Origin of the sequence: Rhizobium sp. CC-YZS058 (genome assembly GCF_034720595.1) — a bacterium.
GTDB lineage: Bacteria > Pseudomonadota > Alphaproteobacteria > Rhizobiales > Rhizobiaceae > Ferranicluibacter.
On sequence record NZ_JAYESJ010000001.1, the window covers coordinates 1,252,025 to 1,264,332 of the forward strand.

Genomic DNA, 12,308 nt, shown 5'->3' on the forward strand with positions numbered 1-12,308 from the left:
AAGTGTTAATTTCCTACCTAATCCAAGGGATGCGCCGTTCATTTCTTGTTAAGTTGTGGAGTACAACTTTATAGCGCACCCGGTTGGTTTGGTGCCGAAAACAAATCCAGGTCTCGTGATGATGTCTGTATCACGCTTACGTCGCCAGAACAGCGGCGGGGCTGCGGTTGAGTTCGCGCTCATTTGCCCGCTGTTCATACTCTGCCTCTTCAGCATGATCGCGTGGGGTTTCTACATCGCGACATGCCATTCTCTACAGGCCATGGCCTCCGATACTGTCCGGGTGGCGGTGGCTGGACTTTCGGCCGAGGAGAGAAAGCTTCTGGCCCATGAATACATCAGCAGCGAAGCCAGCGGCTTCACGCTGGTCGATGGACGCCGCTTGAACGTATCGGTTGAGGACGACAGGATCCGGCCGAACCAGTTCACCGTCACCCTGTCCTATGATGCAGGCGACCTGCCGATCTGGAACCTCCTCACTTTTGCGCTCCCGGACCACGTCATCGTCCGCACAGCTTCGATCCGGATCGGCGGTCTGTGATGCCATGCAACCGGATAGGCGACTGTCTGCGAGGTCGGGACGGCAATGTCGCGGTAATGACGGCTCTGTTCATGCCGCTCTGCGCAGGGCTGATGGCACTCGGTGTCGATTTCGGTCACCTGGCACTCGAGCGACGCCAGTTGCAGACCGTCGCGGATCTCGCCTCCATCGCCGTTGCCTCCAACCTCGCCAATGCCGAACAGGCCGCCATGGCGCATCTGCAGGACAACGGCGTCGATGTGGTGGTCAAAACGCCGCGCGGCTGGATCGATGCCTCGGGCCAGACCTATGACGAGGCTTCGGTCCCTCCCGGTCTCGGCCGCGTGACGATCGAGAAGGGCCGCTATATCGCCGACCGTTCGGCCGATGTCGCGCTTCGGTTTACCGTGGGTGCGCAGCCGCATGACGGCGCGCGGGTTACGGTTCAGAAGGCGGGAACGCTGTTCTTTGCAGGCCTGTTCACGACGGCGCCGATCATGGCGGCGACGGGCACCTCCGCCGCTCAAAAACAGGCGGGTTTTTCCATCGGCTCGCGGCTCGCGAGCCTCGATGGCGGACTTCTCAATGCGATCCTCAGCCAGATGCTCGGCACGACCATCAGCCTGAAGGCGGTGGACTACCGCCTTCTTGCCGCCGCAAATGTCGGCGCGACGGACCTGGCACAAGGTCTGATGAAGGAGCTTTCGCTCACCACCGCGACCTACGAGGACCTGCTGGATGCTGAGATCTCGGTGGCGCAGCTGCTCGGCGGGATCGCGCGGGCGCCCGGGCTTTCCTCTCCGGCCGGCGCTCTGCTCCGCAGCCTGGTGGGATCCCTGCCGAAATCCGGTCCAACCTTTAAGCTCTCGTCGCTGCTTGATCTCGGCAGCAAGGAGCCGCTTCGTGTCCAGAGTGGATCCGGCCTGCAGATGAGGCTTGGCCTGCTCGATCTCCTGCAGGCCAGCGCGGCGCTCGCCAGCGGCGGCAAGCTGGTCTCGGTGGAAACGGCGGCAGGGCTGCCGGGACTTGGAAAGGTCGATCTGGCGCTTGCGATCGGCGAGCCGCCCGTCGGCACACCGCCGAACCGGTTCGGCACCTTGGGCGATGCGGTCCGTACCAGCCAGGTGCGCCTGGCAGCAACCGTGACGATCGACGGTCTGGCGGAGCTGGCCGGCATCAAGATTCGCCTGCCGCTCTATCTCGAGGTGGCGCATGCCGAGGCGAAGCTTGCCGATATCCAGTGCCACAGCCGTGCGCCGGCCAATGCGACCGTGATCCTCGACGCCGTTCCGGGCGTGGCGGAGCTTTCGATCGGCGATGTCGATCCGACGGTGCTTCGCAATTTCGGTCGGACGCCGCGGGTGACGAAGGCGCGGCTCGTCGACAGCGGGCTGCTCTCGATCGATGGGATCGCGCAGACCGACGTCGGCGCGCTCAAGCATCGCCGGTTGAGCTTCTCGCCCACCGAGATTGCCGTCGGTACCACCAAGACGGTGTCGAGCGACGGGATGGTGACTTCAGCCACCCAATCGCTTCTGTCCACGCTCGAGGTGGATATCCGCATTCTCTTTCTTTCCGTTGGTTCGCCCAAGCTGATCCAGGCCGCTCTGGCCAAGACCCTGGCCGCCGCCACGCCCAGTCTCGACGCGCTGATCGACCGGCTTCTGGCAACGGCGGGCGTACGGGTGGGGGAGGCGGATCTGCGGGTTACGGGCGTCAGCTGCTCCCCTCCCGTTCTCGTCCAATGATCCCCGAGTGAAGGTCGCTCGCCATGTTCACCGTTCTGGAATGCGTCACCCAACAGCATCAGTCTTCCATCGTCCTCGTGGCTGCGGCCATTGCGCTCACCGGCATGTTCGCCTTCTTCCACCTGATGCTGCGTGCGGAGGAGAGCGCTGCGGAGCGCCGGCGAAACTGGGCGCTGATCGCCGCCTTCGCCGGCGGGCTCAGTGTCTGGGCCACCCACTTCGTCGCCATGCTCGCCTATGAAGGCACGGTGGCGATCGGCTTCGACTGGCTGTTTACGGCCCTTTCCTCGGCGCTGGCGGTGGCAGGATTCCGCCTGGCGCTGGCAATCGGCCTCAGTCGTCCCCGGCTTCTGCTCGGCGCGGCGGGTCTGATCACGATGTCCGTCGCGGTCATGCACTTCGTCGGCATGGCCGGCGTCCGGGCAGCGGCGCAGGTGCGCTTCGACTGGCTGTCGATCGCGGTCGGCGCTGTCGTCGCCTTCGTGATGTTTGCCGGCGCGCTTGCCGCCTTCATGCGGCTCGCCGGTTGGCGGCGCATCCTCGTGCCGGGCAGCGTTGCGGTCATCGGCATCTGCACGCTGCATTTCACCACCATGTCCGCCACCATCCTCGCTCCCGATCCGGCCCTGCCAGCGGTCGAGACCGGCGTCTTCGACCGGATCTGGCTGACGAGTGCCATCAGCGCGGTCACCTTTCTGGTGCTGCTCGTTCTGGCCATTGCGGTGGTGGTCGATCGCTATCTCGTGGACCTCAAAGGCTTCGCCAATGCAACGCTCGATGGCCTCGCCTTGGTGCAGGACGGGCGGATCGTCGAGATCAACACCAAATTCGCCCAGCTCTGCGAGCGCCGGGAGGGCGATATCGTCGGCCTGCCGCCGAACCTGCTGCTGAAGGCCAACGACGGACAGCCGGTCGATGCCGCCCGCCAGCGCCCGGTCGAAGCCACGCCGCAGATCGGCGAGCGCCATCGTATCTTCGAACTCGCCGTCCATACGATCGATTATGGCGGCCGGCCGTGCCAGGTCATCGCCATCCGCGACCTGACCGAGAAGCGGGCGGCGCAGCGCAAGGTGGAGTATCTGGCCCGTCACGACATGCTGACCGGGCTCACCAACCGCTCCATGTTCCAGGAGGCGCTGGAAGAGGCGCTGACCTTGAGCCGCGAGACCGGCGAGGCTTTTGCCTTGCTCTCTCTCGATCTCGACCGGTTCAAGGCCGTCAACGATCTCTTCGGCCATGCCGAAGGCGACCGAGTGCTGCGCGATGTTGCCGAGATCCTGCGCAGCGCCATTTGCGAGGGCGATGTGGTTGCCAGGCTCGGCGGCGACGAGTTCATCATCCTTGCCCGGCGCGTCGGCGGAGCGGATGCCTATGGCGCGCTGGCCGAGCGGATCCTCGCCATCTTCCGGGAACGCATGGACCTGCTGGCCGATCCGACCGCTGTCGGCGTCAGCATCGGCATCGCGCTTTCGCCGAAAGACGGAAAGGACGCGGAGACGCTGATGCATTCCGCCGATGTGGCGCTCTACCGCGCCAAGAACAGCGGCCGCGGTGTTCATGCCTTTTACGACCGGACGATGGACCACGAAGCGCGCGAGCGCCGGCAGCTTGAGAACGATCTTCGACAGGCGATCGCGCGGGAGGAGTTTCACCTGCTGTTCCAGCCCATCCAGTCAATCGCCGATGAAACGGTGGTCGGCTACGAAGCCCTGCTGCGCTGGGATCATCCCGTTCGCGGCAATGTCTCGCCGGACTTGTTCATTCCGATCGCCGAGGAGAGCGGCATCATTCTTTCCATCGGGGAGTGGGTGTTGCGCGAGGCCTGCCGGCAGGCGGCCGGCTGGCGGGAGCCTTGCAAGGTGGCCGTCAATATTTCCGCCGTGCAGTTCCGCCTGCCAGGCCTCGCCTTCCTCGTCTGTACGGTGCTGAACGAAACCGGCCTCGCGCCGGCGCGGCTGGAGCTGGAGGTCACGGAATCCGCCCTGCTGAAGGACAGGCGCGCCACGATCGAAACGCTTCGCCAGTTGAAGGCGATCGGCGTGCAGATCGTCATGGACGATTTCGGCACCGGCTATTCCTCGCTCAGCAATCTGCAGGCCTTCCCCTTCGACCGGTTGAAGATCGACCGCAGCTTCATTGCGTCCATGCAGAGCGACCCGAACGCCCGCGCCATCGTGCATGCCGTCGTCGGCCTCGGCCGCAGCCTGAACCTGCCGGTGACGGCCGAGGGCATCGAAACGGAAGAACAGTATCGCATGATCGTCGAGGAAGGCTGCCGGCATGCCCAGGGCTTCCTGCTCGGCCGGCCGGGCAGGGGGCCGCTGCCGCTGGCCCCGGTCGCAGATCTTCCCGAGCCGGGCGTTGAAGACGACACGCTTGCCCGCCTGCTGTTTTCGGTCTGACCCATGACGGCGACGCGCGCGCGCGGGATTGACGACGAGCCCACCGCCCCTTTGCCATTGCGCACGGCGGAGGGCCTGCAAGCCTATTGGCAGTGCGGCCGGCGCCATGTCCGGCTGACCAACGAGGAGCTTCTCGCGCTCTGGACCGCGAGTTTCGAAGCAGTGATCGCGCGAAATACAGCAGAGACGCGGCAGGACTACGAAGATTCCACCTATGAAATGACCATCCGCCATCTCCGGCCGAACCTTCGTGTCATCGAAGCGGTTTGGGAGCGGTGGATGACCTCGATCCACAATCGTATCTGAGGAAGGCTCGTGCATTTGTTCGTTGTGGCGGTTTGGCGCATGGACAGGGCCGGGCTTCCATGGCACGTGTCGCTGGCTGCAAACGGCAGACATTGGCAGGCAGGCATGAGACGGCGAACCCGAGACACGTGGCGACAGGCCTGGCTGATGCTGGGGGCGGTGGTTTTCGTTCTGCAGTTGCTGCTCGGCACCGCCATGGCGGCCGGTGCCGCCGCCTCGCCAAGGCTGGATGCCTTCGGCAACCCGCTCTGCCTCGCCGATGTGGTCGACAAGGGCGACACGGGTCATGCCGGCGACCACGGGTCTGGAAAGTTTGCCGGCTGCTGCGGCGTTGCCTGCAGCATGGTCTTTTCCGGCCTTGCGCCGAGCCCCTTGCCTGCGCCGCTCCACCCGGCGGTCGCTGCACTTGCCGCGCCGGAGCGGGGCCTGTCGCGCGGCGTGCGCACCGTCCTGCGCCCGGAAACAGATCCCGAAAATCCCCGCGCACCCCCTTCCATCCTGTGACACCGCAGGGGTGGGCGCAGCGAGCCATGCTCGCGGCGCTCCTCCCGGTGCGTTTCGTTCGTTTCACGATCCCGGTTTCGCCGCTGCGGCGACGCCGGATGTTTTGCACGCGACCGGCGCTCCAACGCTGGCACATGATGGATCCTTGTTCATGAAAACGCTTCTTCTTTCCGCTGCCTTCGCGCTTCTCGCCGGCAGCGCCTCCGCCCATGTCTCCCTGGAAGCCAGGGAGGCGCCTGTCGGCTCCACCTTCAAGGCTGTGCTGCGCGTCCCGCACGGCTGCGAGGGTAAGCCGACCACAAAACTGCGCGTCCAGGTGCCGGAAGGCTTCATCGGCGTGAAGGCGCAGCCCAAGGCAGGCTGGACGCTCGAGAAGGTCAAGGGTGCCTATGCAAAGGCCTATGATTATTACGGCACGCCCATGAAGGAGGGCGTGAAGGAGGTCATCTGGGAAGGCGGCAGCCTCGCCGACGACGAGTATGACGAATTCGTTCTGCGCGGCACGCTGTCGGCCGAGCTGAAGCCGGGTGAAACCCTGTTCTTCCCCGTCGTGCAGGAATGCCCGGACGGCGCGACCGAACGCTGGGTCGAGCGGCCGGCCAAGGGCCAGACGAGCGAGGATCTCGAGCTGCCGGCACCCGGAATCCTGCTCCTGCCGAAGTCCGGCTCCTAAGCCCTTGGCCGAGCGGCGGGGCAACCTCTTGCCCCGCCGCCTCCTGATCGAGACGGAAAGGAGAGCGGGATGATCCCGACGATCGGCAAAGGCCTCCGGCTTGGGCAAGCGTGCGGGCGCTCGGGCCTGTTCTTTCGTGCTGCCCTCGTCTGGCGCGTTGGCCTTGTCTGGCTGCTGATGGCCGCCTCGGCCTATGCCCATGCGGCGCTCAACCGCGCCGAGCCGGCCGATGGGGCGCGGCTCGCCGCCCCGCCGGCCCTCATCCGCCTGACCTTCAGCGAGCCCGTCTCGCCGACGCGGCTGACATTGACCGGCCCGGACCGTGAGCCCTTCATGCTGACGGAAACGCGGCTCGCCGGCACGACGCTGGAGATCGTGCCGCCGCCGGCGCTCGCCGATGGCGGTTATGTCCTGTCCTACCGGGTCGTGTCGCAGGACGGCCATCCGATCGGCGGGGCGGTGCTTTTCACCCTGGGACAAGGGCCGGCCGCCAGCGCTGCCGCCGTCACCGACGATCGGGCGGTGCAGGCTGGCCTCTGGGTCGGGAAGCTGGCGCTCTATTTCGGCCTCTTCTTCGGGATCGGCGGTGCCTTCGCCCGCAGCTGGTTTGCTGACGGCAGGGGGGCAGGCCTGGCGGTTCCGGTCTCTGCGCTGGCGGTCGGTTTCGTCGGCGCTGCCCTGTCGGCCGGGTTTCAGGGGCTCGATGCGCTGGGCGCATCGCTCTCCGCTTTGAGCGAGGGCGAGAGCTGGCGCGCAGGGCTCGCCACCAGTTTCGGGGCGAGCCTGGTCTTCGCCAGTGCCGCCTTCGCCTGCGCCGGCCTCGCCCTGCTGCAGGGGCCGGGGGCCGGCGGCCGCTGGATTTCGCTCGGCGCGCTTGTGGCTGCCGGCCTGGCGCTCAGCCTCAGCGGCCATGCCAGTGCCGCCGATCCGCAATGGCTGATGCGGCCGGCGGTCTTCTTCCACACGGTCACCATCGCCGTCTGGGCCGGTGCGCTCCCGGTTCTCTTCGCCGTCCTGCGCAGCGAAGGGGCCTTGCCGGCCCTGAAGCGTTTCTCGCGGGTGATCCCGCTCCTGCTTCTTGTCCTCGTCCTTGCTGGCACTGTTCTGGCGATCGTGCAACTGCGCAGCCCGGCAGCGCTGCTGTCGACCGACTATGGCCGCGTCTTCCTCGTCAAGCTGGCGCTGCTGCTGCCGCTGTTCCTGTTGGCCGCCTTCAATCGCTGGGGGCTGACGGCGCGTGTCCAGGCGGGCGACGCCGTGGCGCGTCGCGTTGTGCTGCGGATCATCATGGTGGAGACCGTGCTGGTTGCGCTAATCTTCGCCACGGCCGCCGTCTGGCGGTTTACGCCGCCACCGCGCGTGCTGATCGCCGAGGTGCCGCCCGCGATCGTGAAACTCTCCGACGAGACCGTTGCCGCGACCGTGACGCTCGACCGCGCGGCGGGGAGGGCGGAGGTGACGCTCGCAAAGGAGGGGGGAGGTTCGCTCGACCCGCTGGAGGTGGGGCTGGTGATGAGCCAGGCCGAGGCCGGCATCGAGCCGATCCGCCGGCCGGCGGTGCGGGAGGCGAGCGGCGCGTGGCGCATTGAAGGTCTCGATCTGCCGGCCGGTGGCCGCTGGTCGCTCCGGCTCGACCTCGTGGTCAGCGATTTCGAGATTGTCCGGCTGGAGGGTCAGGTGACGCTGGACTGACCGCCGGAGGCGAAGCCTTCAAGACTTGCCTGAAATGGAAGGTCCCCGGCCGCGTTCTGCGGCCGGGGACCTGTTCGCGGTCTCAGAACTCTTCCCAGTTGTCGCCGGCCGGAGCCGCGCTCGAGGCCGGCTTCGAGGCAAAGGAGCTGGCGATGCGGCTGACCATGCTGCGGGCCGGCGAGGGGACCGCGCGGGCCATGGGCGCTGCGGCCGACGGGCCGCGACGGACGGCCAACGGCGCGGGCGCTCCGGCATTGCCGTTTGCCGCGCTGACGCGACCGGCCGAAACACCGCCGAACTGGAACTGGCCGACGAGTTCCTTGAGGCGCGTCGCCTCCATCGCCAGCGTCGCGCCGGCCGCATTGGTCTCTTCCACCATGGCGGCGTTCTGCTGGGTCACCTGGTCCATCTGGTTGACGGCGGTGTTGACCTCCGACAGGCCGACCGACTGTTCGCGCGCCGAGGTGGCGATCGAATCCATGTGCTGGTTGATGGTGACGATGTAGCCTTCGATCGTTTTCAGCGCCTCGCCGGTCTGGCTGACGAGCTTGACGCCGTTCTGCACCTCTCCGGAGGAATTGCGGATCAGGTCCTTGATCTCCTTGGCGGCCTGGGCCGAGCGCTGGGCAAGCTCGCGCACCTCCTGGGCCACGACCGCAAAGCCCTTGCCGGCTTCGCCTGCGCGGGCGGCTTCCACACCGGCGTTGAGTGCGAGCAGGTTGGTCTGGAAGGCGATCTCGTCGATCACGCCGATGATCGAGGAGATCTGGTTGGAGGACTGCTCGATCTTGCTCATCGCATCGACGGCATTGGCGACGACGGCACCGGACTGGCGGGCGCTGTCATTGGCCTGGATGGCGACGGTGCGCGCTTCCTCGGCCCGCTTGGAGGAATTGGAGACATTGGCGGTGATCTCGTCGAGCGCGGCGGCGGTTTCTTCCAGCGAGGCCGCCTGCTGCTCGGTGCGCTTCGACAGATCGTCGGCACTGCGGCTGATCTCGCGCGAGCCGCCGTCGATCGAGCTGGTGGCGTCCGACACTGCCGCCAGCGTGGTGCGCAGCTGGTCCACCGCCTGGTTGAAGTCGGCGCGCAGGCTTTCGAACTCTTCGGCGAAGCGATCGGTCAGCTGGAAGGCGAGATTGCCGGAGGCAAGGTGCTTGAGGCCGCTGGCGAGGCCAGTGGTCGCCTGCGCCATGGCCTCGGCGCGGTGGCGGTCCTGCTCTTCGCGGCTCCGGCGTTCCTGATCGGACAGGGTGCGCTGACGTTCGGCCGCGCTTTCGAGATCGCGCGCCTTCAGGCCATTGTCCTTGAAGATCTGGACCGCGCGGGCCATGCCGCCCACTTCGTCGCGCCGTGCGGTGCCGTTCACGCTTGCCGTCAGATCGCCGCCGGCAAGCGTCGTCATGACGCCCGAGAGCGAGGTGATCGGGCGGATCAGCCAGCTGCGGATCGCGAAGAGGCCGACCAGCACGACGACCAGCGTACCGCCGATCACGAGGGCAAGCGTCGTCCAATAGGTGGCGATCGAGGACGCCGTCAGCGCATCGCTGCGGGCGTCGACACCGGCGAGCAGCGTGTTGGTGACCTCGGTCAGCGACTTGGAGATCGGCGGGAAATTGGGCTCGCATTCGCGCAGATAGGCAGCCTGCGCGCTGATACGGTCCTGCGAGCCGCGCGCTGCGGCGCCACGGGTAAAGGCATTGGCGCAGCTCTGGTCGAGAACGGCCAGCCCGTCCGCCTTCAGCTTGGCGATGGCCGCGTTGCCGCCGCTGGCTTCCAGCGCGGTGTCGGCGTGCTGGACGAATTCGTCATGCATGGTCTTGAGATTGGCCGCCGCCGTCTTCGTCGCCTCTTCGCTGCTGACGATCATCAGCGTGCCTGCGGCCGCACGGGCGGCCTGGAAGGCGCGGTTGGCGCGTGCCAGCTCGGTGGCGGCCCGGCTCTCATTGACCAGAAGATCGCTATAGGCGTCGTCAATGCTCATGATCCGATCGCCCGAATAAAGGGCGGCCCCCAGCGAGAACAGCGCGAAGAGGCCCATCAAGGCCAGAAATTTTCCAATAATCGGGATATTTTGCATGGAACGCCTCGAGCGATGTCTGAGCCCGCACGGGGCTCGCTGAGAATGGAGGCTGCACGCTATCCTCCGCAATTTAAGGGGAGGTTTACGGAGGAAGGCTTTTTCAGGCACCCCCGGCTTTCTTAAGGCCAGGAACTCCCGCGCCCTCTGCCGGTTGGACGACCGGAAAATGGGACAGGGCGAGGCCTGATGCGCACCACTACCGACGCCGCAATGCCGCCCAAGCTGCCGGCGGCCGATCTCGCCGATCTCCTTTCGGTCATGACGCGGGTGGTCCTGCCGACCTTCGGCAAGGGCGTGATCCTGCGCCGTCCTTCAATGGAAAGACTTGCCGAACGCTTCGCGCTGGATTCCAGAGAGGTCAAGACGATGCAGGCGCTGCGGCGCAAGCACGGAAGCCTGCCGCTGCGACTTCCCCTTCCCGGGCGGCCCATCATCCTGCTGCTCGATCCGGCGGATGTGGCCGCGGTGCTGACGCACACGCCCGATCCCTTTGAGACCAACACATGGGAGAAGCGCGCGGCGCTCGGCCATTTCGAGCCCGGCAATGTGCTGATCTCAGACGCGCCCCGCCGGGCCACCCTGCGGCCGCTGCACGAAGCGGCGTTGGCGACGGGCGAGCCGGTCCATCCCTGCGGCGAGGCGTTCCGTCGGGCGGTCGAGGAGGAGCTTGGTCCCATCCTCCTGTCCGGCGCCTGGGAACTCGACTGGACGGCCTTCTCGCAAGGCTGGTCCCTTCTGGTGCGGCGTCTCGTGCTCGGACGCCGCGCCCGCGAGGACCAAGCCCTGACCGAATGCCTGAACGAATTGAGGCGGCGCGCGAACTGGGCCTTTTTCCGCCGCCAGTCCAAAGGGATGCGGCAAAGGCTGCATGATGTGATTCATCGCTATCTGGCCGACCCTGACCCGCAGTCGCTGGCCGCCCGCATGCCGGCCGATCCGGCCATCGCGCCGGAGAGCCAGATCGCGCAATGGCTCTTTGCTTTCGATCCCGCCGGCATGGCGACCTTCCGCACCCTGTCCCTGCTGGCAGCCCATCCGGACGCGCGGAACCGATGCCTTGCCGAAGCGGACGGCGGCGCTTTGTTCAGGCCCTTCGCGCGCCAGTGCCTGATGGAATCGCTGAGGCTTTGGCCCACCACGCCGGCCATCCTGCGGGAAACGCGCCGGCCGGTCGCCTGGCGGGGCGGCAGCCTTCCGGCAGACAGCCTCGTCCTCATCTTCACCCCCTTCTTTCACCGCGACGAGGAGACTTTTGCCGATGCGCACCGCTTCGCGCCGGAGATCTGGGAGGGTGCGGCGGATCACGCCCTGCCGCTCGCCGGCCTGGTGCCCTTCAGCGCCGGCCCGGCCCGCTGCCCGGCGCATGACCTCGTGCCGATGATCGCCGGTTTCGCCCTCGGCCTCGTTCTGTCGCGCAAGCGTCTGGTCGCCACGGCGCCGGGGCTTGCGCCCGGAGCCATGCCCGGCACGCTCGATCATTATCGGATCCGCCTGCGGCTCGAAGACCATCCGAGGTCCTGACCGCCCCAAACACGACCCCTTTGGCCGCGCGAACGCCTACCGCTCCTTCGGCTGCGAGGGGGCGAAGCTGGCCGTCAGCGCGTGCCGGTCGCCAGGATAGATCAGCCGGACATGGGTGATGGTGGCGCTTGTGCTGAAGGTGCGGCGCTCGACGATGAGGCAGGGCGCGCCGGGGCTTAAGCCCAGCGCCTCGGCCATCTCGGCATCGGCCGCGAGCGCCCGGATCGTGTGTTCCGCCGCACTCCAGGGAACGAGGGTCAGGAGCCAGGCGCCGGGTGCTGTCTCGACGAAGCCTTCGTCCTGCGCGCCGGGTGCGCAGCAAAGGTTGATCAGCCGCTGCTCCAGGCAGAAAGGCCGGCCGCCGGCCAGATGCAGGCAGGCGAGGTCGAGAACCGGGCGGCGGTCCGCCAGGCCCAGCCGGTCGCGATCCTGCCCCGTCGCCAGCCGGCGCTTGCGGGACAGCAGCCGATAGTCATAGGCGAGGTCGAGCCCTTCCACCTCGGCGCGGATCTCGTGGATTTCGAGGATGGCCGATTGCGAGACCGGCGCGCGCACGGTCGACCCGCTTTTGCGCCGCCGCTCGATCAGGCCGAGCCGGGCGAGCTCCGACAGGGCCTTGTTGGCGGTCATGCGGGAACAGCCATAGGTTTTGGCAAGCGCGGTTTCCGCCGGGATCCGGTGGCCGGGGGGCCAGGCGCCGGAGAGGATGCGGCTTTCGATGTCGCGGAAGATGCGCTGGTGCAGCGTGCCCTCGCTGCCTGCCGCCTGCGCGCCGGGCAAAGAGGGTGCTGCACCATCCATCGTCTGATCGTCCGCCATCCGCCGGCCTTTCGCCATCCCGAGCCTTCCCTCGCGCCGC

General features: G+C 67.0%; 10 protein-coding genes. 8 read left to right on the forward strand and 2 right to left on the reverse strand.

Going from position 1 to position 12,308, the window contains the following annotated elements:
- Nucleotides 1–118 precede the first annotated feature (118 nt).
- The 7 genes from U8330_RS06100 (at nucleotide 119) to U8330_RS06130 (ending at nucleotide 7,845) form a co-directional block, all read left to right on the forward strand.
- On the forward strand, nucleotides 119–541 hold the full coding sequence (locus U8330_RS06100) for a TadE/TadG family type IV pilus assembly protein (protein ID WP_323104253.1): 423 nt from the start codon (nucleotides 119–121) through the stop codon (nucleotides 539–541).
- A complete protein-coding gene (locus U8330_RS06105) occupies nucleotides 541–2,268 on the forward strand; it encodes a pilus assembly protein TadG-related protein (RefSeq protein WP_323107197.1) in 1,728 nt (575 codons plus the stop codon). The genes U8330_RS06100 and U8330_RS06105 overlap by 1 nt, the downstream gene beginning before the upstream one ends.
- Before the next feature lie 23 nt (nucleotides 2,269–2,291).
- Complete coding sequence (locus U8330_RS06110) at nucleotides 2,292–4,670, forward strand: EAL domain-containing protein (protein WP_323104254.1); 2,379 nt, start codon at nucleotides 2,292–2,294, stop codon at nucleotides 4,668–4,670.
- A 3-nt stretch (nucleotides 4,671–4,673) separates the two neighbouring features.
- Complete coding sequence (locus tag U8330_RS06115) at nucleotides 4,674–4,976, forward strand: hypothetical protein (RefSeq protein WP_323104255.1); 303 nt, start codon at nucleotides 4,674–4,676, stop codon at nucleotides 4,974–4,976.
- Between the two features lie 105 nt (nucleotides 4,977–5,081).
- Nucleotides 5,082–5,480: a DUF2946 family protein gene (locus tag U8330_RS06120; protein WP_323104256.1), complete on the forward strand. Its 399-nt coding sequence runs from the start codon at nucleotides 5,082–5,084 to the stop codon at nucleotides 5,478–5,480.
- Between the two features lie 151 nt (nucleotides 5,481–5,631).
- On the forward strand, nucleotides 5,632–6,153 hold the full coding sequence (locus U8330_RS06125) for a YcnI family protein (protein WP_323104257.1): 522 nt from the start codon (nucleotides 5,632–5,634) through the stop codon (nucleotides 6,151–6,153).
- Between the two features lie 69 nt (nucleotides 6,154–6,222).
- The gene (locus U8330_RS06130) at nucleotides 6,223–7,845 is read left to right on the forward strand and encodes a copper resistance protein CopC (RefSeq protein ID WP_323104258.1); all 1,623 of its coding nucleotides are present in this window, start codon (nucleotides 6,223–6,225) and stop codon (nucleotides 7,843–7,845) included.
- A gap of 82 nt (nucleotides 7,846–7,927) precedes the next feature.
- On the opposite strand, the gene U8330_RS06135 is transcribed toward U8330_RS06130, so the two are convergent.
- Nucleotides 7,928–9,925: a methyl-accepting chemotaxis protein gene (locus U8330_RS06135; RefSeq protein ID WP_323104259.1), complete on the reverse strand. Its 1,998-nt coding sequence runs from the start codon at nucleotides 9,923–9,925 to the stop codon at nucleotides 7,928–7,930.
- 189 nt (nucleotides 9,926–10,114) lie between these two features.
- Between U8330_RS06135 and U8330_RS06140 the strand changes: the two genes are divergently transcribed.
- The gene (locus tag U8330_RS06140) at nucleotides 10,115–11,449 is read left to right on the forward strand and encodes a cytochrome P450 (protein WP_323104261.1); all 1,335 of its coding nucleotides are present in this window, start codon (nucleotides 10,115–10,117) and stop codon (nucleotides 11,447–11,449) included.
- A gap of 36 nt (nucleotides 11,450–11,485) precedes the next feature.
- Here the strand turns inward: U8330_RS06140 and hutC are convergent, their stop codons facing one another.
- Entirely contained in the window at nucleotides 11,486–12,268 is a 783-nt protein-coding gene (hutC, locus tag U8330_RS06145) for a histidine utilization repressor (RefSeq protein WP_416236825.1), read from the reverse strand.
- Nucleotides 12,269–12,308: the final 40 nt, after the last annotated feature.